Annotated in this window: 18 protein-coding genes and 5 pseudogenes; 9 read left to right on the top strand and 14 right to left on the bottom strand. The window is 72.8% G+C overall.

Annotated features, from left to right (window positions below):
- Positions 1–540: 540 nt before the first annotated feature.
- The 4 genes from BJF79_RS33635 to BJF79_RS33625 are packed head-to-tail and all read right to left on the bottom strand — an operon-like array spanning position 541 to position 4,596.
- Positions 541–2,115, bottom strand: coding sequence for a recombinase family protein (locus tag BJF79_RS33635; RefSeq protein ID WP_075903507.1), 1,575 nt, complete (start codon positions 2,113–2,115; stop codon positions 541–543).
- Positions 2,112–3,455, bottom strand: a complete 1,344-nt coding sequence (locus BJF79_RS33630; RefSeq protein ID WP_075903505.1) for a DUF2252 domain-containing protein — start codon at positions 3,453–3,455, stop codon at positions 2,112–2,114. The genes BJF79_RS33635 and BJF79_RS33630 overlap by 4 nt, the downstream gene beginning before the upstream one ends.
- 59 nt (positions 3,456–3,514) lie before the next feature.
- A complete protein-coding gene (locus BJF79_RS62825) occupies positions 3,515–3,781 on the bottom strand; it encodes a hypothetical protein (RefSeq protein ID WP_262402935.1) in 267 nt (88 codons plus the stop codon).
- Positions 3,778–4,596: a hypothetical protein gene (locus BJF79_RS33625; protein WP_262402934.1), complete on the bottom strand. Its 819-nt coding sequence runs from the start codon at positions 4,594–4,596 to the stop codon at positions 3,778–3,780. Before BJF79_RS33625 ends, BJF79_RS62825 begins: the two co-directional genes overlap by 4 nt.
- A 133-nt stretch (positions 4,597–4,729) precedes the next feature.
- On the opposite strand from BJF79_RS33625, the gene BJF79_RS33620 reads away from it, so the two are divergent.
- The 9 genes and pseudogenes from BJF79_RS33620 to BJF79_RS33580 all read left to right on the top strand — a co-directional run.
- A complete protein-coding gene (locus BJF79_RS33620) occupies positions 4,730–6,145 on the top strand; it encodes a KamA family radical SAM protein (RefSeq protein WP_262402933.1) in 1,416 nt (471 codons plus the stop codon).
- A gap of 68 nt (positions 6,146–6,213) precedes the next feature.
- Positions 6,214–6,732, top strand: coding sequence for a hypothetical protein (locus tag BJF79_RS62820; protein WP_262402932.1), 519 nt, complete (start codon positions 6,214–6,216; stop codon positions 6,730–6,732).
- Entirely contained in the window at positions 6,672–7,442 is a 771-nt protein-coding gene (locus BJF79_RS62815) for a cytochrome P450 (protein ID WP_262402931.1), read from the top strand. Before BJF79_RS62820 ends, BJF79_RS62815 begins: the two co-directional genes overlap by 61 nt.
- 51 nt (positions 7,443–7,493) lie before the next feature.
- Positions 7,494–8,564, top strand: a complete 1,071-nt coding sequence (locus BJF79_RS33610) for a DUF3616 domain-containing protein (RefSeq protein ID WP_075903503.1) — start codon at positions 7,494–7,496, stop codon at positions 8,562–8,564.
- Positions 8,565–8,646: 82 nt separating this feature from the next.
- Entirely contained in the window at positions 8,647–9,882 is a 1,236-nt protein-coding gene (locus tag BJF79_RS33605) for an acyl-CoA dehydrogenase family protein (protein WP_075903501.1), read from the top strand.
- Between the two features lie 258 nt (positions 9,883–10,140).
- The gene (locus tag BJF79_RS33600; RefSeq protein ID WP_075903499.1) at positions 10,141–10,938 is read left to right on the top strand and encodes an enoyl-CoA hydratase/isomerase family protein; all 798 of its coding nucleotides are present in this window, start codon (positions 10,141–10,143) and stop codon (positions 10,936–10,938) included.
- A 447-nt stretch (positions 10,939–11,385) separates the two neighbouring features.
- Positions 11,386–12,222, top strand: a pseudogene (locus tag BJF79_RS67600) (MFS transporter); the annotation flags it as partial.
- Positions 12,223–12,331: 109 nt separating this feature from the next.
- Positions 12,332–12,850, top strand: a pseudogene (locus tag BJF79_RS33585) (MFS transporter); the annotation flags it as partial.
- Between the two features lie 149 nt (positions 12,851–12,999).
- Positions 13,000–13,761 (top strand): annotated as a pseudogene (locus BJF79_RS33580) (LLM class F420-dependent oxidoreductase); the annotation flags it as partial.
- A 96-nt stretch (positions 13,762–13,857) separates the two neighbouring features.
- Here BJF79_RS33580 and BJF79_RS33575 read toward each other — a convergent pair.
- The 10 genes and pseudogenes from BJF79_RS33575 to BJF79_RS33535 all read right to left on the bottom strand — a co-directional run bounded on the left by BJF79_RS33575 (position 13,858) and on the right by BJF79_RS33535 (position 24,478).
- Positions 13,858–14,268, bottom strand: a complete 411-nt coding sequence (locus BJF79_RS33575) for a RidA family protein (protein ID WP_075903493.1) — start codon at positions 14,266–14,268, stop codon at positions 13,858–13,860.
- 220 nt (positions 14,269–14,488) lie between these two features.
- Entirely contained in the window at positions 14,489–14,905 is a 417-nt protein-coding gene (locus BJF79_RS62805; RefSeq protein WP_262402929.1) for an oxidoreductase C-terminal domain-containing protein, read from the bottom strand.
- Positions 14,906–14,969: 64 nt separating this feature from the next.
- A pseudogene (locus BJF79_RS62800) lies at positions 14,970–16,249 on the bottom strand (FAD-dependent oxidoreductase); the annotation flags it as partial.
- 32 nt (positions 16,250–16,281) lie between these two features.
- Positions 16,282–17,745, bottom strand: coding sequence for an NAD-dependent succinate-semialdehyde dehydrogenase (locus BJF79_RS33560; protein ID WP_262402927.1), 1,464 nt, complete (start codon positions 17,743–17,745; stop codon positions 16,282–16,284).
- Between the two features lie 71 nt (positions 17,746–17,816).
- Positions 17,817–19,187, bottom strand: a complete 1,371-nt coding sequence (locus BJF79_RS33555; RefSeq protein ID WP_075903489.1) for a cytochrome P450 — start codon at positions 19,185–19,187, stop codon at positions 17,817–17,819.
- A 56-nt stretch (positions 19,188–19,243) separates the two neighbouring features.
- Positions 19,244–20,707, bottom strand: coding sequence for an aldehyde dehydrogenase family protein (locus BJF79_RS33550; RefSeq protein ID WP_262402926.1), 1,464 nt, complete (start codon positions 20,705–20,707; stop codon positions 19,244–19,246).
- 43 nt (positions 20,708–20,750) lie between these two features.
- Positions 20,751–21,281, bottom strand: coding sequence for an NAD(P)-dependent oxidoreductase (locus BJF79_RS33545; protein WP_262402940.1), 531 nt, complete (start codon positions 21,279–21,281; stop codon positions 20,751–20,753).
- A 19-nt stretch (positions 21,282–21,300) separates the two neighbouring features.
- A pseudogene (locus BJF79_RS67595) lies at positions 21,301–21,528 on the bottom strand (NAD(P)-binding domain-containing protein); the annotation flags it as partial.
- 56 nt (positions 21,529–21,584) lie between these two features.
- The gene (locus BJF79_RS33540; protein ID WP_075903487.1) at positions 21,585–22,814 is read right to left on the bottom strand and encodes a CaiB/BaiF CoA transferase family protein; all 1,230 of its coding nucleotides are present in this window, start codon (positions 22,812–22,814) and stop codon (positions 21,585–21,587) included.
- Between the two features lie 155 nt (positions 22,815–22,969).
- A complete protein-coding gene (locus tag BJF79_RS33535) occupies positions 22,970–24,478 on the bottom strand; it encodes a class I adenylate-forming enzyme family protein (protein WP_075903485.1) in 1,509 nt (502 codons plus the stop codon).
- Positions 24,479–24,555 lie beyond the last annotated feature (77 nt).

Here is a 24,555-nt window from a genome sequence, read left to right as displayed (position 1 = left end):
CACGTGCGCCGCGAGTTTCGCGTTCGCGCCGATGCTGCCTGCGGTACCGCATTCCGACAGCGACCCTGGGGTCCTCTCCCGGCCACCCGCCGCCGCCGCGCACCACCAACCGCTAACCGTCTTGCCCACCTCCGCAGAAGCGGCGCGCACCGACGTGTTCCTGCCCCCAGCGGCGGCCTCGGATTTCACGCTCCCCGGGCCGACACCGTCGTCGACGCCGACGAACTCTCCCACCCCGATGGCGACGGCGTCGGCAACGACGACTGTGGAGCCCCCGCCGACGTCCCCATCTCCGACGCCTTCGCCCACAACCAGCGTCCCGGCGGGCAGCCCCACTCCAGCAACGGAAAACCCCATCGACCAGATCGATAACGGGACGCCAACGCCCGAGCTCGAGAAGACGGAACAGTCGGCCCCAGCCGGCGACACCGATGCGCGCTCCCGCCCGAGGGCGAAGAACCGCGAAGCGTCCGAAGGCCAGCGACACCACCATCGACCGGACCGATCCCGCAACCACCAGGGTGGGGACCGCGGTCACCGCTAGTTCGCAGTGGTCACCCGATTGGGCTGCCTCCAAGTGATCAGGACGGACTCGTCCGGCTCATAGCGTTTACGGCCATGCAGCGGCATGATCTCGACCTTCTCCGTCAACGCCCTGATCACCTCACGACGCTGCGGAATCGACCGCCGATTCCACTCCGCCCGCACCTCATCGAGCGTCCGCCCAACGAAATCACGCAGCACCGGCGCGACCCGCGTCTCCCGCATGCGGATCCGCGCCCGCTCGATCTCCGGCACCAGTTGCCGCTCGAGCCGCTCCAGGCTGTCCAGCGACAGCGTCCGGCGGCCCGCGCGGTCGCGGGCGTCGTCCAGCAGCGCCTGCTTCTCCGTGACCTCCTGCAGCAGCGCAGCCAGACGCTCATCGGCGTCCTCGTCCTGCTTCATCAGGTCCACCAGGTCAGGCCGCGCGAGCCGCAGCCACATCGACCGCTCCACGAACGCGTCCACATCGGCGACCCTGCGGGACACGCAGTAGCCCGTCGCCGGCCCGAACCCCGACCTGCTGTCCGGCGCGCACACATACACGGGCTGGACCCGCGGCCCCATCCGCCGCACATACCGGCCGCACACACCGCACGTCGCCAGCCCGGCGTTCAGTCGCTTCACCGCCCCCTCCAGGTGCTGAGCCCGCCCCGTCCGGGTGAACCGCTCCATGCACGCGTGGAACATCGTCTCGTCCACCAGCGGCTTCCAGACCGTTTCCACGCCCTGCAGCACCTCCCCCTGGTGGACACGCTGCCCCACGTAGGCGGGGTTCGTTGCGATCTCCCTCAGCCGGGTCGGCTGCCACCCCGTCTTCCCGTTCCGCGGGGATGGGATACCGCGGCGATTCAGGTCGACCGTCACGCCCCGCAGCGAGTCCCCCGACGCGAGGCGCTTCACGATCTCCCGGACGACCTCAGCATGCGAGTAGACGTGTTCCTGCCCCTCCTTATCGGTCGTCGTGCGTGGCTCCTCATCGAAGATGATGTCGACGATCTCCCGTTTCCCGTCCGGCTGAACCTCGTAGATGCGCTTGTAGCCATAGAGGTTGCGGCCCTGCGGCTTCCCCTTCTTCGCCGCGTTCCGCTTGTCCCGGCGGAGACGCTCGGACGTCTTCTCCGAGTCGTCGGCCGAGTCCAGCCCCTCCTCCGCGAGAGTCTTGTAGTCGCGGCGCTTCCTCGGGTCGTAGGTCCGTTGATGGGAGGTGATGTGGATCAGGACGCCCAGGTCCCGGCAGCGGTCCAGGAACAGCACCCAGTTCGCCAGCCGCCGGTCACCGCGGGACGATTCCCACAGCACCACGACGTGGAACCGGCCAGCCGCAACGTCCTCCAGCAGCCGGTCCCAGTCCTCACGCGTCCCCCGCGCGAAGCGGGAGGCGGACTTGTCGTTGTCGCAGTACACGTCGCCGATGTGCCAGCCTTCCTGATCGACGACCTCACGGTTCTCGGTGTCCTGGTCTTCGACGGAGCGGTGGTTGCCGCGCTTGTCCTTGCTGACGCGGGAGTACAGCGCGGCAACCAGCTGCTGGCCGGCCTTGAGGGCGGCGTGCGCGAGTCCTTCGGGGGTCACGACTCCCAGATTAGAGCCAAACGACCTTGACGAGAACGGAACGCGTCCACGAACAGCCGGTGGTCGTCGCGGACGACCTCCGCGTACGCCGTCCCGAACCGGACCATGTCCTCGACGAACGCCGACTCGTCCGCGCCGATCACCGAGCTGATCGCGTCCTCCACCTGAAACCCGACGAGCGTGTGGTCGGAGTCGCTGTCGGACACGCAGTGGATCTTCGCGGTGGCGCGGCCCAGGTCGTCCAGCACCGACAGCATCTCCGCGGGCTCGGTCAGCCCGCCCCAGTCCAGGTCCTCCTCGTAGGGCGACAGCTCCTGCACCACGTACCCGACCCCGTCGATCTCGGCGTGCCCCAGCCACGGGTCGGTGTTGGCCTGCAGCGCCCGCCGCGACACCGCCGTCCGGTGCCCGTGATGCCGGAAGTACTCCCGGATCCGCGCGTCGTCGACCACCCGGCTCGGCGCCGCCACGTTCCCCTGCTTCATCGACAGGATCACGTCGTTCTCCAGCGCCTGCGAACGCCCCTCCACCAGGATGTTGTACGCCGACAGCCCCGCCGACCCGATCCCGAACCCCGACGCACCCACGATGTCCTTGATCTCGTAGGTCAGGCTCGCGAACCGCTTGTCGGCCGGGATCGTCTCCAGGTACCCCAGGTAGGCCGCCTCCACCTTCGCGCGCTCGGCCTCGCCCAGCCGCCGCACCCCGGACCGGTCCCGGAACCGCCGCTCGTGCCCGTCCAGGACCGTCTTGCCCTCCAGCAGCCCGATCCGCGTGGACGACAGCGCGTCGATCAGCACGCCCCGCACGTACCCGTCCGTCGTGTCGAGCGTCAGCGCGAAGTCGTCCCCGCCGTCGCCCGCGAACCGCCGCACCTGGTCGACGTAGGCGCGCACGTACGCCTCGATCAGCCGCCGGATGTCGGCGTCGGAGATCGCCTTCTGCCACGCCAGCAGCGCCAGGCTCGCCACCAGCCGCTTCACGTCCCAGGTGAAGTGCCCGACGTACGCCTCGTCGAAGTCGTTGACGTCGAACACGAACACGCCGTCGTCGTTCATGTACGTGCCGAAGTTCTGCGCGTGCAGGTCGCCCTGGATCCACACCCGCGCCGTCCGCTCGTCCGCCCACGGGTCCTCGTCGTCGACGATGTCGGCGTAGAACAGGCAGGCGCTCCCCCGGTAGAACGCGAACGGATCGGACGCCATCTTGCGGAAGCGGCGGCGGAACTCGGCGGGACTGCGCTCCATCAGGTCCGAGAACGCGTCCACCAGGACGTCCACGATCTGCGCCTGCCGCTCCTTGGGCTCGCGGCCGCGCAGGTCCTCGGTGATGCTCGCCATCAGGCTCTCTCCTCAGATGATCGGGTGGGCTCCCCGCCGCTGCCGGGGCCGTGTCCCGGTCATTGTGCCGGGTCTGCCCCCGTTCGGGCGGTGAACAACATGCGAACCCCCGGCTCGTCGCGCAGGAGGTCCAACGCGTATTGGGCGTGCCCGGGCACGTATCCGTTCCCGATCAGCATCGTCACGTCCGCCGCCAGCCCCTCCGCGCCGAGCGCCGCCGCCGGGAACGACGTCGCCATCGAGAAGAACACCACCGACCCGCCCTGCGCGGTCGCCAGGATCGCGCCGTGCTCGCAGCCCGGCACGTCCACGCACACCACCGTCACGTCCGCCGGTCCACCGGCCGCCGCGACCTCCCGCGCCACCGCCACCGGGTCCCGCGCGCCGCCCGCACCACGCGTCGGCCAGCCCGGACGCCTCCAGCCGCGCCGCCTCCGCCGCCGTCAGGCACCAGCCCCACCAGCCGGGACGCCCCGGCGCGCCGCGCCGCCGCCAGCGCCAGGCACCCGCTCTTGCCCGCCGCCCCAGCACCGCGACCACCGGCCCGTCCCCGCCGGACGACCCGCCGGACTCCGTCCGCGACTCCACGACGCGGCGGGTCAGCGCCGGGGCGCCGCACACGTCCAGCACCGACAGGGCGAGCAGGGACGGGCACGTCGCCCGGCAGCACGGCCGCGATCGAGAGCGCGAAAAGGACCGCGTGCCCCCGCGCGGGCACCTGCTCGGAACGCCCGTCCCACCCGGCGAGCCCGTCGGTGACCGCGAGCGGCGTCAGCGTGAGCGACACCAGCGTGGCGACGCGGTCGCCGGGCTTCAGCCCGAGCGGCGAGTCCGGCCCGGCCTCCTCGACGACGCCGACGAGCATGCCGCCCGACCCGGTGACGGGATTGTGCATCTTGCCGCGCTCGCCGATGATCCGCAGCACCTCGGCGCGGACGGCGGCGGCGTCGCCGCCGTGCGCGGTGTGCAACTGCCGGTAGGACGCCGCGTCCAGGTTGAGCCGCTCGACCGCGACCCGCACCTCGTCCGGGCCGATGCGCGGGTCGGCGTCCAGCCGGTGCGCCGCCTGCGGCAGCACGCCCGCGGGCTCCAGCACCCGATGCAGCCCGATCGCCGTCCCGCCGGTGGTCCCGTCGGTCATTGCGCCATCCCTTCGGTCATCGGCATCTCATGGAAGATATACCGAGAGCCCCTGGTTTGATCGAAAGTCTTCCCGTAACGTCGGCCGTGCACAAGATTTTTATGCGATCACGTGAGGCGAGGAGGGGTCGACGATGACCACTGCCCTGCACCCGGACACCGGAACCGGCGCGACCGGCGACGCGACCGGCGACGCGGAACCGTCCGCCGGACGGGCGGCGGGCCAGCCCTACGAGTACCGGCGCCGCCCCCTGGAGGAACCCGACTGGCGGCGCCTGCCCGGCTGGCGCGACGTCACCGACGCGGAGTGGGAGTCGGCGCAATGGCAGCGCGCCCACTGCGTCAAGAACCTCCGGCAGCTCCGCGCGGTCATGGGCGACCTGCTCGACGACTCCTTCTACGCCGACCTCGAACGCGACCAGGCCGAACGCGCGACGATGTCGATGCTGCTGCCCCCGCAGATGCTCAACACGATGGACACCTCCTCCACCGCCGCGTTCTACGCCGACCCGGTCCGCCGCTACATGCTCCCGGTCTTCTCCGACCGCCGCACCGACTGGCCGTCCCACCCGCACGCCGCCCGCGACTCCCTCCACGAAGCGGAGATGTGGGCCGTCGAGGGCCTCACCCACCGCTACCCCACCAAGGTCCTGGCCGAACTGCTGCCGACCTGCCCCCAGTACTGCGGCCACTGCACCCGCATGGACCTGGTCGGCAACTCCACGCCCAACGTCGACAAGCACAAGTTCACGATCCGGCCGCCCGACCGGCACGAGGCGATGCTGGACTACCTGCGCCGCACCCCCGGCGTCCGCGACGTGGTCGTCTCCGGCGGCGACGTCGCCAACCTGCCCTGGCCCCGGCTGGAGTCGTTCGTCGCCGCGCTGCTCGACATCGACAACGTCCGCGACGTCCGGCTCGCCAGCAAGGCGCTGATGGGACTGCCGCAGCACTGGCTGCAGGACGAGGTCCGCGCCGGCATGGAACGGCTGGCTGCCAAGGCCCGCGAGCGCGGCGCGAGCATCGCGATCCACACCCACGTCAACGCCGCCCGGTCGGTGACGCCGCTCGTCGCGCGCGCCGCCCGCGCCATGCTGGACACCGGAATCCGCGACGTCCGCAACCAGGGCGTCCTGCTGCGCGGCGTGAACGACTCCCCCGACGCGCTGCTCGACCTGTCGTTCGCGCTGCTCGACGAGGCCGGGATCATGCCGTACTACCTGTACATGTGCGACATGATCCCGGGCAGCGAGCACTGGCGCCTCGCGGTCTGGGAGGCGCAGGAGCTGCAGCACGCGATCATGGGCTACCTGCCCGGGTTCGCGACGCCCCGCATCGTGTGCGACGTCCCCTACGTCGGCAAGCGGTGGGTGCACCAGCTCTCCGGCTACGACCGCGAGCGCGGCGTCTCCTACTGGACCAAGAACTACCGCACCGGCCTCGAAGCGTCCGATCCCGACGCTCTGACCAGGCAATACGAGTATCACGACCCGATCTATACCCTGCCGGAGGAAGGCCGTCGCTGGTGGCGGGAGCAAATTTCGGTGTGACGCGTCGACGCGTCCCGCCCGGCGCCTTTACATTGTAGATCATTAGCCGGTGCCTTACCCTCGGGCGGATGAGCAGCGATCTCCCGGCCCGGTTCCCGCTCGGTGCGGCGGTGTCGGTCGCCGATCTGGAGGGCGACCCGCACCCGCACCTGGCCCGGCTGCGCGCCGCCGAGCCGGTCTCGTGGCTCCCCTCGCTCGGCGGCTGGCTCGTCACCTCGCACGCCCAGGCCGTCCGGGTCATGCGGGACGCCGCCGCGTTCACCGTCGACGATCCGCGCTTCTCCACCGCCCGGGTCGTCGGGCCGAGCATGCTGTCGCTGGACGGTCCCGCCCACGCCCGCCACCGCGACGCGTTCGCGCGGCCGTTCCGGCCGGCCCGGACCCGCGAGCGCTTCGCCGCCTTCGCCGCGGCGGAGGCGGGCCGCCTCGCGGCGCGCTCGTCCCGGCGGGACGCGCGGAACTGCGCGGCGACCTGGCCGGGCCGCTGGCCGTCGCGGTCGTCGCCGAGGCGCTCGGACTCCCCGAGGTGGACGCCGCGACCGTCCGGTCCTGGTACGGGACGTTCGTCGACGCGGTGTCGGCGCTGACCGGCTCCCCGGACGGCGACGGCGGCGCGGACGCGGCCCTGGAACGTTCCGGCGCGGCGTACGCGAAGCTGACGGACGCGGTCGCGGAGGCGATGGCCCGCCCCGGTTCGCTGCCCGCCGAGGCGGCGCGCGGCGAAGCCGGACGGGACGGGCTGGCGGCCGCCGAGGTGGTGGCGAACGCGGCCGTGCTGATGTTCGGCGGCATCGACACCACCGAGGGCCTGATCACCAACGCCGCGCTGCACCTGCTGTCCGATCCCGCACTGGCGCGGGCCGTCCGGGACGACCGGGAGCTGCTGCCCGCGGTGATCGAGGAGTCGCTGCGCACGGAGCCGCCCGCCGCCGTCGTCGACCGCTACGCGGTCCGCGACGCCGACCTCGGCGGCGCGCCGGTGCGGGCGGGCGACCTGGTGCGGGTGTCGATCACGGCGGCGAACCGCGACCCGGCCGTGTTCGCCGACCCGGACCGTTTCGACCCGCACCGGGCCGACGCGGGCGAGCACCTGGCGTTCGCGCACGGCCCGCACTTCTGCTTCGGCGCGACCCTCGCCCGGCTGGAGGCCCGCGCCGCCCTCGGCGCGGTCCTCGACCGGTTCCCCGGCGTCCGGCTCGATCCGGGCCGTCCGGCGCGCCCGGTGGGGCTGGTGTTCCGCAAGCCGGACCGCCTCGACGTCCGGTGGGACGCCCCGTCCGCGCGTCCGCGCAGGTGATCGCGGCGCCGTGACCCCGGGCGACCGGCCCGATATGGCACCATCGTGCAGATGATCGTAGAACGCCGGGTCGAACTTCCCTTCGGGCACGCGAGCCGGGAGGCGGAGACCCACACGAACCTGTCCGCGATCCGCCAGGACGGCCCCTGCCTGTGGGCGGCCGGCGACGAGACGGCGACGGTCGAGCGGCTCACCGCCGTGACCGGCCCGGACGGCGCCGTCACCGGCTACGAGGGGCACGTCACCGTCGCGCTCGCCGACCTGGTCCCGCTGCCCGCCGGCCCGGACGAGGAGGCCGACATCGAGGGGCTGGGCCGGGCGAACGGCTGGCTGTGGGCGATCGGCTCGCACAGCCTCAAACGCAAGAAGATCAAGGACGGGCATCCGGCGGCGAAGTCCCGCAAGCGGCTGGCGACGGTCGTGCGGGAGGACAACCGGTTCATCCTGGCGCGGATCCCGCTGGTCACCGGCGAGGACGGGCTGCCGCGCGCGGTGCGCGAGGACGGCGGCCGGACGGCGGCGGTGCTCGGGCTGGACGGCGACTCGATCACCGACCTGCTGGCGAAGGACCCGCACCTGGCGCCGTTCCTGCACCTGCCCGGCAAGGACAACGGCGTCGACATCGAGGGCGTCGCGGTGCACGGCGACCGCCTCTACATCGGGCTGCGCGGCCCGGTGCTGCGCGGCTGGGCGGTGCTGGTGGAGATCCGGCCCGGCGCCGACCCCGACGACCCGCGGCGGCTGCGGGCGCTGCCGGTGGACGGCGACGACCTCTACCGCACCCACTTCCTCGACCTCGGCGGCCTGGGCGTCCGCGACCTGTGCCCGCACGGCGACGATCTGCTGATCCTCACCGGCCCCAGCATGGACCTGGACGGCCCGGTGCGGGTGGTGCGGTGGCGCGGCGCGGCGAAGGCCGACGCGCCGGAGATCGTCCACGCGGACGACCTGGAGGTGCTGGGCGACCTGCCGTACGGCGACGGCGACGACCACGCCGAGGGCATCGCCGTCCTGGACGGGCCCGGGCCGGGCCTGCGCCTCCTCGTCGTCTACGACAGCCCGTCCCCCGACCGCCTCACCGCGGGCGGCGGCGTGCTCGCCGACATCGTTCACCTGCCCTGACACGACCGATGCCAAGTAAGCGCTAGCTTTTGCCGTCTGCTTTCATGGTGCGGTAACCGACCGGCCGAAAGATGAGGCGAGCATGATCGAGTGGTCCGACGAAGACCTGATGATCCGCGACGCGGTCCGCGACTGGATCGACGCGGAGGTCCGTCCCAACCTGGACGCGCTGGAGTCGGGCGAACTGCCGCCGTACGGCATCATCCGCGGCCTGTACAAGACGTTCGGCATGGACGAGATGGCCCGCTCGTCGTTCAAGGCCCGGATGGAGAAGGAGCGCTCGGGCGCCGCCGCCGGAAGCGGCGAGGACGACACGGACGGCGCGGACGGCGGCACCGGCCGCGGCGGCAACGCGGCGATGAGCATGCTGCCGATCATCGAGCTGTGCAAGGTCGCCCCGGGCCTGGTGTCGGCGATGGGCGTCGGCCTCGGCCTCGCCGCCGGGACGATCATGAAGCGCGGGACGGTCGAGCAGAAGGAGCGCTGGGCCCTCGACCTGCTCACCATGGAGAAGGTCGGCGCCTGGGCGATCACCGAGCCGAACTCGGGCTCGGACGCCTTCGGCGGCATGCAGGCCACCGCCCGCAAGGTCGGCGACGAGTACGTCCTCAACGGCGGCAAGACGTTCATCACCAACGGCCCCTACGCCGACACGATCGTCTTCTACTGCAAGCTGGACGAGCCGGGCGTCGAACCCCGCGACCGCGAGATCCTCACGTTCGTCCTGGACACGGGCATGGAGGGCCTGGAGCAGAGCAAGCCGCTGCGCAAGATGGGCCTGCACTCCTCCCCCACCGGCGAGCTGTTCCTCAGCGACGTCCGCGCGGGCGCCGACCGGCTGCTGTCGTCCGGGAAGGGCGGCGGCAAGGAATCGGCCAAGCAGAACTTCGTCACCGAGCGCGCCGGCGTCGCCGCGATGGCCCTCGGCGTCATCGAGGAATGCCTGAAGCTGTCGGTCGAGTACGCTAAGACCCGCGAGCTGTGGGGGCAGCGGATCGGCGACTTCCAGCTCATCCAGCTCAAGCTCGCCAAGATGGAGGTCGCCCGCCTCAACGTCCAGAACCTCGTGTTCCGGCACGTCGAGATGCAGCGCGCGGGCCGCGCCCCGACGCTGGCGGAGGCGTCGGCGATGAAGCTGTACGCCGCGCAGGCCGCGAGCGAGGTCGCCCAGGAGGCCGTCCAGCTGTTCGGCGGCAACGGCTACATGAGCGAGTACCGGGTCGAGCAGCTCGCCCGCGACGCCAAGTCGTTCCAGATCTACGCCGGCACCGACGAGATCCAGGTGACGCACATCGCCCGCGACCTGCTGTCGCGCTGACGTCCCGGCCGTTCCCCGGCGGACCGTCGGGAGCCTCTGCGATCATGAGGCGCCCGACGGTCCCGGTGGCGCCTCGCCCGTCATGGCCGTCTCCCCGTCCGTCGCTGGAGCCCGGTCCGCCGTCACCGGCGGCCCCTCCCACCGAACACCGCTCATACATGTTTGTCAATGTATCGAAATAATGGCTCGCCGCGACGCGGCGAGCCGGCCGTGAGCCGCTCCCGTAGGGTTGGCGGGTCGACGAGCGAAGGGATCTGCATGGCGGGCGACTCCAGCGACGCGGTGGTGCTCACGCGGCCCGGGCCGGGGGTCCGGCTGGTGACGCTGAACCGGCCGGGCGTCCGCAACGCGATGACCGAGGAGATGACCCGGGCCTGGGACGACGCCCTGGACGAGGTCGCGGCCGACCGGGAGACCCGCGTCCTCGTGGTGACCGGCGAGGCGAGCTCCTTCTGCTCCGGCGCCGACCTGTCCTGGCTCGATCAGGGAACCGGCGAGGACATCACGATCGACCGCCTCCGGGACCGGATGCTGCCGTTCTACCGCAGCTGGCTGCGCCCGCGCACGCTCCCCTTCCCGGTGATCGCCGCGGTCAACGGGCCCGCCGTCGGCGCGGGCGTCTGCCTCGCACTGGCCTGCGACCTGCGCTTCGCCGGGCCGGGCGCACGCTTCCGCACCCCCTTCCTCTACCTCGCCACGCACGGCGGCATGGGCGCGACCTGGCTGCTGCCCGAGGCGATCGGCGTCACCCGGGCCCGCGACATGCTCTACACCGGCCGCGAAGTCGCGCCGGAGCAGGCGCTGGAGTGGGGCTTGGTCAACGACGTCGCCGAGGACGCGCTCGCGCACTCCCTGACGGTCGCCGCCCGGATCGCGGAGGCGGGCCCGATCGCGCTGCGGCTCACCAAGACGGGCTTGGAGCAGTCGGCCGCGGGCCTGGAGGCCTCCATCCAGTGGGAGGCGCTCGCCCAGCCGGTCACGATGACCACGGCCGACCTCCACGAGGGCATCGCCGCCTTCCGCGAGAACAGAGACCCGCGGTTCCGCGGGCACTGAGCGGGCGCCGCGGGTACCGGTCGTCCGGCGCGGATCCTCCTGGCGGCGGGGCCTCGCCGCGAGCGTAGATGCACCGACGGGGATGCCGGCCGGGCCGTCGAGCACGGTGGCGGGCGGCGATTGTACTGGTCAGTACGGAGAACTGAGCGCCGATAGGGCTTGACGTGCGCCGGGGCGTCGGCGCACCATCATTTTCGATACCGACGTCGAAATCATCGGCGATGGGCTTTCCCGGCCACGGTCGCCGCCATCCCTCCGACAGCCGTATTCTCCAGCGCTTCGCGTCCGAGGCCGCAGCACCGCCGCGCCCGCGACCCGCTCTCCTCCCCGGGCACGGCCACGCCCCCACCGGGCCCGGCTCGCACACGGCGGCGAAAGCGCCGCGCCGGACTCGCCCATGCTCCCGATCGGACGGCCGAGTCCACCCACCCCACCCTGGAGGACCCGATGACCACCGGACCCGCCCCGTCCGCCCCGCCGAGAGTGCCAGCCCACACGCGCGTGCTGATCGCGCTGATCGCGATCGAGGTCTTCGCCGTCACCGAGACCGCGATGGCGATCGCGGCCATCCCGACCTTCATGCGCGTCTTCGAGGCCGACTCGGCCGCGGTGGGCTGGACCACCACCGCCTATCTGCTGGTCGGCGCCGCCTTCGCCGCGACCGGCGGACGGCTCGGCGACATCTTCGGCCGCCGCAAAGTCCTCGCGCTGCTGCTCCTGGCGGCGGCCTGCGGCTCGCTGATCAGCGTGCTCGCCACCGACCTGTGGATGGTGGTCCTCGGCCGGGGAGCGCAGGGCCTGGCCGCGGGCGCCCTGCCCATCTCCTTCGGCCTGGTGCGCGAACTGCTGCCGGAGCGGCGGGTGCCGCTCGCGATCGCGCTGCTCGGCGGCATCGTCCCGATCTCCGCCGGTGCCGGGGGTCTGATCGCCGGGGTGCTGCTCGACCACGGCGGGTGGCGCGTGCTGTTCATGGCCGCGACCGCCATGGGCGTCGTCGCGTCGCTGATCGCGTGGGCGGGTCTGCCGCGCACGCCCGGCCTCAGGCCGCGTCCGTCGATCGACATGGTCGGCGCCGTGCTCCTCGTCCCGGCCACCGCCTTCGTGCTGTTCGGCCTCACCCAGGCCGGCGACTGGGGCTGGACGAACGCGTCGGTGATCGGGTCGATCGCGGTCGGGCTGGCGGCCTGGGTCGCCTGGGTCTCGTGGGAGCGGCGCGTCCGCGAGCCGATCGTCGACGTCCGCCAGTTCCGCGACCGCAAGGTCGCGCTGACCACGCTGGCGACGCTCCTGGTGGGCATGGGCGGGCAGGGCACCGCCACGATCATGGCGCCGATCATCCTGCAGATGCCCGCGAACGCGCCGGTCGGCATGGGCCTGTCGCCGGACCCGCGCGGGCGTGGTGATGCTGTGCATCGCCGTGGTCGGCTACGGCGGGGCGGCGGCCAGCGGACGGATCGCGCAGCTGGTCGGCGCCCGCTGGGCGCTGGCGGTCGCGGGCGTGCTGTACATCGTCGGCCCCATCGTGTGGATCTTCCAGGCGCAGAGCCTGCCGGGCACGATCATCGGCCTGGGGCTCACCAGCATCGGGTCCGCGTTCGCCTTCTCCGCGACGCCGAACCTGATCGTCGAGGTGGTGCCGTCCGAGCAGACGGGCGCCGCCACCGGCATGAACCGGGTGGTGCTGAACGTCGGGGTCGCCGCCGGGCTGTCCGTCGGCTCGATCATCCTCGCCACCTGGACCGCGGCCGGCACGCACCTGCCGACCGAGACCGCGCTGACCGCGGGCTGCCTGTTCATCGTCGGCTGCGCGGTGGCGACCCTGCTCCTCACCGCGTTCATCGGCAACGCCCGCCGAACGGGCACGGGCCCGAGCCCGGCGTCCGGCGTCGACGCCGAGTCGGCGATGGCCTGACGACCGCGCACCGGAGGCGCCGCCCCGTGCGGCGTCTCCGGTGCGGGGCGGTGGACGGCACCGGGACGGAACGTCTATGTTCGGCAGATGCAATAATTTCGAACGATCGCCGCGCGCGTCCGGTCGCGCGGCGTCGCCGGGAGGTCGGAATGGATTTCGGTGTGCACCTGGGAGCCGTGAACCCCGGCCTGTGGGGGGAGGTGGCCGAGGAGGCGGACCGGCTCGGGTTCGAGTCGCTGTGGGTGCCCGAGCACCTGGTGGTGCCGATCGACGCGGCCGGGAGCCCGCACGACGGCTCGGACCATCCGCCGATCCCGTCCGATGTCCCGATCTTCGACGCGCTGGGCGTGCTGTGCCATCTGGCGGCGCGCACGACCCGGATCCGGCTGGGCACCTGCGTGTTCAACGTCGGCCTGCGCCACCCGTTCGTCACGGCGCGGGCCGCGGCGACGGTGGACGTGCTGTCCGGCGGACGGCTCGCGTTCGGCGTCGGCGCGAGCTGGCTGCGCTCCGAATGGGAGGCGATGGGGCTCGACTTCGACCGCCGCGGGGCCCGGGTGGACGAGGCCCTGGAGGTCTGCCGCCGGCTGTGGAGCGAAGACGTCGTGGAACACCACGGCGAGTTCTTCGACTTCGGGCCGCTGGCCTTCGAGCCGAAGCCGGTGCAGCGGCCGGGCCCGGCGCTGCACATCGGCGGCGACGGGCCGGCCGCGCTGCGCCGTGCCGCCACCGTCGGCGCGGCCTGGATGCCGATGAACCACTCGCTGGACGACCTGCCCGCCTCGGTGGCCCGGCTCGGCGAGCTGGCCGAGCACGCGGGACGCACGACGCCGATCGAGGTCACGCTCCCCGGCGGCGCGATCGAGCGGCCGCAGGACGTCGAGCGCCACGCCGCGGCGGGCGTCACGCGGCTGATCGTGTCGCCCTGGTCGCGTTCGCGGGAGGCACTGGACGGGATGCGCCGGTTCGCCGACGCGTTCATCGGCACCCGGGGACGCGGCCGGTGGTCAGGAATCGATGACCGCGGCCACGGCTTCGACCTCCACGAGCTGGTCCTTGTAGCCGAGCACGGTGACGCCCATGAGCGTGCTCGGTACATCGTGCCCGCCGAACCGGTCCCGGACCACCCCCCATGCCGTCACCAGGTCCTCCTGCCGTTGGGAGGCGACCAGAACGCGGGTGCTGACGACGTCCTCCAGCTCCGCGCCGGCGTCGGCCAGAGCGGTCCGCAGGTTCTCCACGGCTTTGGCCGCCTGCCCGGCGAAGTCCCCGATCGCGGCGGTCGAGCCGTCCCGGTTCAGTGGGCACGCCCCGGCCAGGAAGATCAGCCGGGCCTCGGCCGGTGCCGTGGCCGCGTAGGCGTACTCGGCGACATCGGACAGGGACGCGGAGCGGATCAACGTAACGGCACGAGGCACAGGGCGTTCCCTTTCACGTCATCACAGTGATGCCTCTGCACCCTTTCAAAGACCCGCTCAGGGGTCGACGCATTTTCCTGACCGGGGCTTCCGCAGCGATCCACCGCCCCGTCTCGACGACGTGAAGGCCCGCCGTCCGGTGGTGGACGGCGGGCCTTCACGGCAATCCCGCTCTTCTCGGTCCCGCTTCCGCGTGCCCCGCCGGGCGACGGCGCGCGCGTCAGGTGCCCGCCCGTTCGAGCACCGTCCGCCGGTCGGCGCCGGACGCGACGAGCGGCCGGTAGCGCATGACGAGCGCGGGCGCGCCGAACGAGACGACGCCGGTGAGCGCGCCGCCGGTGAAGTACCCGGCGACCGTGCCCTTGACGGCGCCGCCGTCGAGGCCCGCGCCGTGCAGCGCCACCGTCTCGTCGGCCGCGCCGGTCCGCCCGATCGTCTGGATCTTGAGGCCGAACTGGTCGGACCACACGTAGGGCGGCATCGCCGGGGGCGGCTCGGTGCCGAGGATGTCGCAGGCCACCTGCGCCGCCTGGGTGATCGTCGTCGTCCAGTGCTCGCTGCGGTGGTGCTCCCCGAGCGCGGGATCCCACCAGGCGGCCGCGTCGCCGAGCGCCCAGACGCCGTCCGCGCCGGCCACGCGGCCCCTGCTCGTCGCACGCCAGCCCGTTCCCGGTGGTCAGGCCCGCGCCGTCGAGCCAGGCGAGGTCGGGGGCCGCGCCGACGCTCACCAGGACGGCGTCGGCCGACAGCACGGTCCCGTCGGACAGCTCGACGGTCCGGTCGTCGGCGAACCGGGCGATGCCGGTGCCGCAGCGCAGGTCGACGCCCGCCTCGGTGAACAGCCGGGCGGCGAGCGCGCCCGCGTCCGGGCCCAGCGCCCTGGCGCAGGGGACGGGCTGCGCCTCCAGCACCGTGACGGCGATGTCGCGGCGGCGGGCGGCGCAGGCGACCTCCGCGCCGATGAAGCCCGCCCCGACGATGATCAGCGAACGGGCGGTGTCGAGCGCCTCGCGCAGCGCCAGGGTGTCGTCGAGGGTGCGCAGGGTCGGTACGCCGTCCGGCTGGCCGGGCAGGCGGCGGGGGACGACGCCGTCGCGAGCACCACCGCGTCGCCGGCGACCGAGCCGCCGTCGTCCAGCTCGACGGTCGTGCCGCGCAGCGCGACCGCGCGGGTCCCGAGGCGGGCCGTGACGTCCAGTTCGGCCAGGCCCGCGCCGTCGCGCAGGGTCGCCCGTCCGGGTTCCCAGTCGCCGGTGAGGATCTGCTTGGACAGCGGCGGGCGGTCGTAGGGGTCGTGCCGCTCCGCGCCGATCAGGGTGATCCGCCCCTCGTGACCGTCCGCGCGCAGCCGCTCGATCATGCGGAGGGCGCCGACGCCCGCGCCCACGACGACGACGTGGTCGGGCATCACCGCGTCCCCCGGACGGCGTCGCCGTCGGCCGCGGCTCCTCGGCGGGCACCGGCGGCGCGGGGGCGGCCGGCGCCAGAACGCGGCGAGCTGGGCGGCGGCACCGGCCAGCCCGACGACCGGCCGCCACGGCGGCGGCGCGGCGGCCGCGCAGCCGCGGTCGAGGCCCAGCGCCGAGTCGACGCTGTAGCGGCCCGGGCCGAGGGCGGCGAGCGCGGTCGTGGCGACCGCGAGGTTCAGGACGTACTCGTAGCCTTCGGCGGTGATGAAGAAGCCGTTGGGCTGGTGCACGGTCCGGGCGGCCACGCCCATGGTCCCCACGACGGCCGACGCGGCCAGCGGGGTACCGGCGCCCGCGACCAGCGCCGCCCCGGCCCCGACCTCGATCGCGGCGCTCAGTTGCGCCTGCAGCCGGTGCTGCCGGAAGCCGATCGACTCGAACCAGCCCGCCGTCCCGTCGAGCGTACGGCCGTGCTTCACACCGTGCGCGATCATGGTCCCGCCGACGGCGGTGCGCAGCAGCAGCCGCGCCAGGTCCAGTCCGTCACGCCGGTTCTCGTTCTGTTGGGGCACCGGTGTTTTCCTCTCTTCGGTCGGCTCGCGGATCAATCCCGGCCGGATCGGGGGACGGCGAGCCCGACAAGCTTCACATCGAGGTACTCGTCGATTCCCTGCGGGCCGCCTTCGCGGCCGAGGCCGCTCATCCCGACCCCGCCGAACGGCGCGGCGGCCGCGGTGGGATTGATGTCGTTTACCCCGACGATCCCGAACCGCAGCGCCTCGGACACGCGCACGGCGCGTCCCATGTCGTTGGTGTACACGTAGGACGCCAGCCCGTACTCGGTGTCGTTGGCGCGGCGCACGGCCTCGTCCTCGGTGTCGAACGGGACGATCGCGGCGACGGGACCGAACGTCTCCTCGCGGTAGATCCGCATCGACTCGTCGACGTCGGCGAGGACCGTGGGGGCGAAGAACCGGCCGGCCGCGAGACCGTCCCCGGTCAGCCGCTCTCCCCCGGCCAGCGGCCGCGCGCCCTTGGCGACGGCGTCCTCGACCTGGGCGGTCACCTTGGCCAGGGCGGCGTCGTCGACCAGCGGGCCGACGGTCACGCCCGGCCGGTCCCCGGGCCCGGCGACCAGGGCGCCGACGCGGGAGACGAGCGCGTCCGTGAACGCGTCGAGGATCGGGCGGTGGACGAAGATCCGGTTCGGGCTGATGCACGCCTGGCCGGTGTTGAGGAACTTCACCAGCGCGGCGCCCTTGGCGGCGTGGACGGGGTCGGCGTCGTCCATCACGATCATCGGCGCGTGCCCGCCGAGTTCCATCGAGACCCGCTTCATCGTGGCCGCCGCGCGCGCCGCCAGCTCCTTGCCGACGTCCGTGGAGCCGGTGAAGGTCAGCTTGCGCACGGCGGGCGCGTCCAGGAGCCGCTCCCCGACCGGGCCGGGACGGCTCGTGGTGACCAGGTTCGCCGCACCGGGCGGCAGCCCCGCCTCCGCCAGCAGCTCGAACACCGCGACCGCGCACAGCGGGGTCTGCTCCGCCGGTTTGAGGACGATCGTGCAGCCCGCGGCCAGCGCGGGCGCCACTTTCCGCGTGATCATCGAGATCGGGTAGTTCCACGGGGTGATCCCCGCGACGACGCCGACGGGCTGCCGCAGGATCGACAGCCGCTGGTCGGCGCGTCCGGACGGCACGGAACCGCCGTAGACCCGTTTCGCCTCCTCCGCGAACCAGCTCAGGAAGTCGGCCGCGTAACGCACCTCGTTGCGGGCGGCCTTGAGCGGCTTGCCCTGTTCCCGGGTCATGAGCGCCGCGAGGTCCTCGGCCCGCTCGGTCATCAGGGCGTGGGCGCGCCACAGGACGTCCGCGCGCCGGTAGGCGGTCTCGCGGCTCCACGGCCCGAACGCCGCCGCGGCCGCCGCGATCGCCCGGTCGGTCTCCGCGGGTCCGGCGTCGGCGGCACGGCCGACGGGCGTTCCCGTGGCCGGATCGGCCACCGCGAACGTCCGTCCGTCGTCGGCCGCGTGCCACTTGCCGTCGATGAAGAGGGTATCCCCGTCGCGCACACTGACTCCGATCGACGTTTCCATAGACTTCTTAGCATTCGGGCTTTACCGTGCGCGCACCCGGGGTCCCGTCAGTCGAGCTTCGCTCCGGTCTTGCGGACGGTCACCGGTTCGGCCAGGCCCTGCTCGTCGCAGACGCGCTGCATGCGCGCGATCGTCTCGTCGAGGCCGGGGCCGAGCCGCTCGCCCGGCGTGAAGGCGGCGGGCAGTTTCTTCATGCCGTTGATGACGCCCGTCGAGTCGTAGTGCTCGGCGCCGTCCGGGTCGCAGGCGAAGTCGGGCATGCGGTCCAGGACGGCGGTGAGCATGGTCTTGAACGCGGCGCGCGCCACGTTGGAGCCGATGCAGCGGTGGATGCCGAGGCCGAAGCTGCTGTGCCGGTTCCCGGACCGGTCGAGCCTGATGCGGTGCGGGGCGTCGAAGACCTGCTCGTCCCGGTTCGCCATCGCCCAGGACAGCCAGAGCCGGTCGCCCTCCTTGAACCGCGTACCGTTGATCTCGCAGTCCTGGGAGACGGTGCGGCCGTCGCCCTGCGCGGGGGTGAAGAAGCGCAGGAACTCCTCGGTGGCGCTGTTGAGCAGCGTGTCGCGCTCGCGGCTGAGCCGCTCGCGTTCGCCGGGATGCTCCGACAGCCATTCCAGGGAGTGCGCCGTCAGCGCGGTGGTGGTGTCGAAGCCGCCGCCGACGAGCAGCATCACGACACCGACGATCTCCATGTCGTCGGGGCGGTAGCCGTTGATCTCGGCGTTGATCAGCGCGTTGATGAGGCCGGGGCGGGGGTTCGCCCGGATCTCGGTGATGTTCTCCAGCAGGTGCATGCCCATGCGGACCTGGAGTTCCTGCACGCGGGGATGGTCCGGGGAGCCGGGCGGGGTGTAGACGGCGGCGTGGATGGGCTCGCAGTAGACGTCCCAGTCCGTCAGCGGCATGCCGAGCAGCGCCAGGGTCAGGACGGCCGGAACGATGTTGGCGAGGTCGTCGACGAAGTCGATCCGGCCGCTCTCGATCCGCTCGTCGAGGCAGGCGCGGGTCAGCTCGTCCATCACCGGTTTCCAGCGCGCGACCGCCGCCGGGGAGAGGTAGGGGTTCAGCGCCTGCCGGTAGTGGCGCTGTTCCGGCGGGTCCATCTCCAGGAAGCCGCCCTGGATCCGGTGCTCCCCGGTCGACGGCGGGATGCTGATCCCGCGATAGCCGCGCTTGGTGCCCGCGACGTCGTGCTCGTTGGAGAGCACGTCGGCGCGCCGGGCGAGGTCGAACAGTTCCTTGTTGCCGCTGGCGAACCAGTACCCGCCGTGGGTGTCGTTCCAGGCCACCGGGCACTTGGCGTGGAGTTCGTCCGTCAGCTGCTCGAACTCGGTGCGGTAGCGGGTGGAGTGCCGGTCCAGCTCGATGGTGTGCTTCTCCCGTTCCGCGTCCGCGGTCGGGGACTCGTCCGTGCTCATGGGAATTCTCCAGCCCGGTGAGGGGGTCAGGACAGGACGGTCGCCGCGGGCGGCGGTCAGCCGCCCGCGGGGAACGCGATGGTCTTGACTTCGAGGAAGTCCTCCAGGCCCTCGGTGCCCCATTCGCGGCCGAGGCCGCTCTGCTTGTAGCCGCCGAACGGCGACTCGACGTCGAACCACTGCGCGCCGTTCACGCCGACCGTCCCGGACCGGAACCGGCGGGCCATCGCCATCGCCCGGTCCGGGGCGCCGAACACGGCCGTCAACAGGCCGTAGATGGTGCCGTCGGCGATGCGGACGGCGTCGTCGTCATCGTCGTAGGGCAGGATCACCAGCGCGGGGCCGAAGATCTCCTCCTGCGCGACGGCCGCCTCGGGCGCGACGTCGGTGATGAGGGTGGGTTCGACGAAGTAGCCGCGGTCGAACCGGTCGGTGGGCTTGCCGCCCAGGACGACGCGCCCGTCCCGTCCGGCCGACTCGTAGTAGCCCAGGATCCGGTCGCGCTGGGTCGCGTTGACGACCGGCCCCATCACGTTCTCGGGGTCGGTCGGATCGCCCCACTTCACCTGCTTCATGGCGCCCTCGGCCAGGCCGACGGCGTCGTCCAGCTTCGCGCGCGGCACCAGCAGCCGGGTCAGCTGCGTGCAGCCCTGCCCGGCGTGGACGCAGACCGCACCGGCCATGGACGGGACGATGAGTTCCAGCGGCGCGTCGTCGAGGAAGACCGCGGCGGACTTGCCGCCCAGCTCCAGCGTCACCCGCTTGACGGTGTCGGCGGCGGCGCCCATGACCTTGCGTCCGGTGGCCGTGGAGCCGGTGAGGGAGACGGCGTCGACGTCTCGGTGGCTCGTCAGCACCTGGGCGACCGAGTTGTCGGCGGTGGAGACGACGTTGAGGACACCGGGCGGGATGTCGGTGTGCTCCGCCGCGATCGCGCCCAGCGCCAGGACGATCCAGGGGGTGTCGGGCGCGGGCTTCAGCACGACCGTGCAGCCCGCGGCCAGCGCCGCGCTCACCTTGCACACGCTCAGGTAGAACGGGTAGTTCCACGGGGTGATCGCCGCGACCACGCCCGCCGCCTCCCGCCGGACGATCCGGTCGGTCGGCATCACGCCGAGGATCGTCTTGGTGGGCAGCGTCCGCTCGAACTCGTAGCCGTCCAGCAGGTCGATGTAGTGGTCGATGAAACCGATCGCCGTGTCGAGCGGGATCCCCGGGGTCTGGCCCACCGGGACGCCCGACTCGGCCACCAGTACCTGCCGCAGCGTCTCGACGTTCGCGCGCAGCGCGTCCCGCAACTGCACCAGGCAGCGGCGGCGCAACGCGACGTCGGTCGACCAGCCGGTGGTGTCGAACGCGCGCCGCGCGGCGCCGATGGCGCGCTCGACGTCCGGGACGCCCGCGTCGGGCGCGGTGCCGAGCACCTCCTCGGTCGCCGGGTCGATGTTGCCGAAGGTGCGGCCGTCGGCGGCGGCCACGAGCCCGCCGTCGATGAGCATCCGCTCGACGAGAGGGTTCACTTCGAGGCTCCACTTCGTTGGGGTCGGGGCGTCCGGCGGGCGTTCACCGGAGGTGCCCCATCGACTTCAGGGCCGCGTCGGCGGCGTCGAGCACGGTCCCCGGCTCGGCACCGGCGGCCAGCGCCAGGTCCACGACGAGGCGCGCGTCCTTCCGCAGGAGCGCCCCGGCGAACGGCCCCAGCGGCGCGAGGGTGTGGCCTTCCAGGCCGCCCAGCATGTTCGTCCCGAAGCTCCCGCCGGACCCGTGCGCGAGGACGGTCGACAGCGCCCCGGGGTCGACGCCGAGGCCCCGGGCCAGCGCGAACGCGCTCTCGGCGACTCCGAGGTTCGCGGCGAACAGCAGGTTGTTGACGAGCTTGGCGCGCTGGCCGGCCCCGAGGGTGCCCAGGTGGACGACCGGGCCGCCGAAGGTCTCGAACACCGGGCGGCAGCGTTCGGCGACCGCGCCGTCGCCGCCGACCATCACCAGCAGCTCCCCCCGCTCGGCCGCGGGCCCGCCGCCGCTGACCGGCGCGTCGACGACCGCGACGCCCGGCGGCGGCCTCCTCGGCCAGGCGCTCGCAGGTCCGGGGATGCACGGTGCTGTGGATCGCGATCACGCCGCCGGGGCGCATGCCCGCGAGCAGGCCGTCCGGCCCGCGCACGACCTCCTCGACCCCGGCGTCGTCGACCACGCAGACGCAGGCGATGTCGACGGCGGCGCCCAGCTCCGCTGGCGACGCGGCGGTCCCGGCCCCGGTATCGGCGAACGGCTCGACGGTCTGCGGGCGCCGCGCCCACAGCGTCGTCGGGAGACCCGCCTCGACGATCCGGCGCGCCATCGGCCCGCCCTGGCTGCCGAGACCGATGAACCCGACCCGATCCGGCGTCGGCGCGCTCACGTGACCGCGCCCGCGATCTTGAGCTCCAGCAGTTCCTCGTCGCTCAGCCCGAGCTCCCGGAGGATCTCGTCGGTGTGCTCGGCGAACAGCGGGCCGCGCGTGAGGCGCGGCGCCTCCCGGTCGAACTGCACCGGGCTCGCGACGAGCCGCCGGGTGACGCCCTCGGCGTCGACGACGTCGGCGATCTGGCCGATCGTCCGCAGCGACGGGTCGTTCCCGACCTCGAAGGTGTTCTGCACGACCGCCCACTGGCCCCGCATGCCGTCGAACGCCGCGACCCACTCGTCCTTGGTCCGGCCCTCGATCACCTCGGCGATGATCGCGGCGGCCTCGGCCGCGTTGGCCATCAGCTTCTCGGCCGAGTCGAACCGCTCGTCGGCGGCCAGTTCCGGACGTCCGATCCGCTCGGCGAACTCGGGGAAGTACCGGCCGGGCTGCAGCATCGACAGCGACAGCCACCGGTCGTCGGCCGTCCGGTAGACGGCGGTCAGCGGGTTGCTCGCCCGCGCGGCGACAGGGTCCACCTTGGGCAGGGGGCCACCGGCCATCAGCGCCAGGTTCACGTTCATCTGGGCCGCCCACGCGCCGACCCCGACCAGGGAGATGTCCACGGTCGCGGCGACGCCCGTCCGGGCCCGCGCGAACAGGGCGGCCGCGATCCCGCCCGCGATCGTCATGCCGCCGATGTTGTCGCCGTAGGCGCCGACCGGCTGCTGGGTCAGGAACTCCGCACCGGGCGGGGTGGCGGAGTCGGCGCTGCCGCCCCGCGCCCAGTAGGCCGTGGCGTCGTAGCCGCCCTTGCCGGCTTCGGGGCCGCTGTGCGCGAATCCTGTGCCGAGCGCGTAGATGATGTCGGGGTTGACCGCGCGGACGTCGTCGACGTCGATGCCCAGCTTCGTGCGGGCACCGGGGAGGAAGTTGGTGAGGAAGACGTCGCTGGAGCGGATCAGCTCGTGGAGCACCGGCGTCGCCTCCGGCTTCTCCAGGGCGAGCCCAATGCTGCGCTTGCCGCGGTTCGGGCCGTCCATCATCGGTGAGAACGTCGTGCCCTCCCCGCCGACGTTCTGGCTGAACACCTTGACGATCCCGCGCTGGGCGTCGCCCCTCTCCGCGTGCTCCACCTTGATGACGTCGGCGCCCCAGTCCGCGAGGACCGCACCGGCGGACGGCACGTACGTGAACTGGGCGACCTCGAGGACCCGGACGCCCTCCATCGGTCTGAACATGGACGAAACCTCGGTTCCCGGAATCGATCCCCAAAAGTTCTAAAAGCTTAGAAGTATCTGGGTCGGGCAGGCAAGCGTCGCCCGGGAACTCGATCGGCCGGAACCGGCGGCCGACGGTGTCCCACAGGTGACCCGCCGACGGCCCGCCGGCAGGCCTACGCGGTCACGGCGTCGTCCCCGTGCACGAGCGCGACGAGTTCGCGGCGCAGCACCTTGCCGGTGGGGGTCGCGGGGAACTCGTCGACGAACACGACGTCCGCCGGCGTCTTGGAGCCGCGGAGCCGTTCGCGCACCCACGTCCGAAGGTCGTCGGCGTTCACGCCGGCGCCCGGACGGGCGATGACGAACGCGGCGATCCGCTGGCCCCACTCGGCGTCCGGGACACCGGCCACGACGCTCTCCAGCACCGCCGGATGCCCGTCCAGGACGTCCTCGATCTCGGCGGGCGCGATGTTCTCCCCGCCCCGGATGATGGTGTCGTCGGCGCGTCCCCGGACGAACAGGTAGCCGTCGGCGTCGAGGTAGCCGCGGTCGCGGGTCGGGAACCAGCCGTCGCCGCGCACTTTGCTACCCGCCTCCAGGTACTCCCCCGACACCTGCGGTCCCCGCACGACGATGTCGCCGACGATGTGCGGGGCGCACGCGCGTCCCTCGTCGTCGTGCACCTCGATCTCGACGGACGGCAGCGCGCGCCCGACCGACCCCAGCCGGGCCCGCACCGACGGCTCCGCCGAGGCGGCCGCCGTCCGGTGGTCGTCCGGGCCGAGCACCGCGATCGACGACGCGGTCTCCGTCAAGCCGTACGCGTTGACGAACCCCGTGCCGGGGAACAGCTTGAGCGCGCTCTCGATGACCTCCGGCGCGATCTTCGCTCCCCCGTAGGAGACGGACTTCAGGCAGCCGGGCCCGTTAGTCCCCCGGCTCCGGAGTTCGGCGACGATCCTCGACAGCATCGTCGGGACCACCATGGCGTGGGTGACCTGCTGGCGCTCCACCGTGTCGAGCCACTCCCCCGGCGCGAACCGGTCCAGATACACGATCCGGCGGCCGCTGTAGAGGTTCGACAGCGCGTTGGCGACCGCCGCGATGTGGTACGGCGGGACGCTGACGAGCGTCGCGTCCGAGTCCGGCACCGAGCCGAACTCGACCGACCCGAACAGGTACGACGTCAGGTTGCTGTGCCGCAGCACGGCGCTCTTCGGCGCCGCCGTGGTGCCGCTCGTCATCAGCAGCACCGCGACCGACTCCGGATCGAGCGTCGCCGCCGCCGACGAGACGGGCGACGCGCCGTCGCCCTCCGGCAGCGCCAGGAACTCCTCGACGCCGATCGTCGCGGCTCCGGGCACGCGCTCGGGAGTGTCGGTCACCACGAGCGGCGACTCCTGGCGCCCCATCACGTCGGCGAGCTGCCCGTCGCCCAGCCGGTAGTTCACCGGCAGGAACGGGACGCCCGCGTACGCGGCGGCGAACAACGCGACGGGGAACGCCGGGCCGTTCGGACCGAGGTAGACCAGCCGGCGCGTCCCGCCGGAGGCGAGGCGGTCGGCGCCGGCCAGCACCCGGGCGCGCAGCCCCGCGCCGGTCAGACCGGTCTCCCGGTCCCCGACCAGCACCCGGTCGGCCATGCCGTCGGCGACCATGTCGAGGATCATCGCCAGGTTCATCGAAGCTCCACCCCCTGTTGTCGAGAGCCGGTCAGCGTCCGCGCTTGACCTGCTTGAACGGGACGTCCCGGTCCGGT

The organism is Actinomadura sp. CNU-125 (genome assembly GCF_001942465.1).
Taxonomy (GTDB): Bacteria; Actinomycetota; Actinomycetes; order Streptosporangiales; family Streptosporangiaceae; genus Spirillospora.
The sequence above is the reverse complement of the archived record's forward strand: the minus strand, read 5'-3'. Positions and strand labels throughout refer to the sequence as shown.

Excerpts from the sequence above, each read along its gene's own strand:
- BJF79_RS33630 (WP_075903505.1), bottom strand. The coding sequence starts at position 3,455 with ATGGCGAGCATCACCGAGGACCTGCGCGGCCGCGAGCCCAAGGAGCGG.
- BJF79_RS33625 (WP_262402934.1), bottom strand. The coding sequence starts at position 4,596 with ATGACCGACGGGACCACCGGCGGGACGGCGATCGGGCTGCATCGGGTG.
- BJF79_RS33620 (WP_262402933.1), top strand. The coding sequence starts at position 4,730 with ATGACCACTGCCCTGCACCCGGACACCGGAACCGGCGCGACCGGCGAC.
- BJF79_RS62820 (WP_262402932.1), top strand. The coding sequence starts at position 6,214 with ATGAGCAGCGATCTCCCGGCCCGGTTCCCGCTCGGTGCGGCGGTGTCG.
- BJF79_RS33610 (WP_075903503.1), top strand. The coding sequence starts at position 7,494 with ATGATCGTAGAACGCCGGGTCGAACTTCCCTTCGGGCACGCGAGCCGG.
- BJF79_RS33605 (WP_075903501.1), top strand. The coding sequence starts at position 8,647 with ATGATCGAGTGGTCCGACGAAGACCTGATGATCCGCGACGCGGTCCGC.
- BJF79_RS33600 (WP_075903499.1), top strand. The coding sequence starts at position 10,141 with ATGGCGGGCGACTCCAGCGACGCGGTGGTGCTCACGCGGCCCGGGCCG.
- BJF79_RS33555 (WP_075903489.1), bottom strand. The coding sequence starts at position 19,187 with ATGAGCACGGACGAGTCCCCGACCGCGGACGCGGAACGGGAGAAGCAC.
- BJF79_RS33540 (WP_075903487.1), bottom strand. The coding sequence starts at position 22,814 with ATGTTCAGACCGATGGAGGGCGTCCGGGTCCTCGAGGTCGCCCAGTTC.
- BJF79_RS33535 (WP_075903485.1), bottom strand. The coding sequence starts at position 24,478 with ATGAACCTGGCGATGATCCTCGACATGGTCGCCGACGGCATGGCCGAC.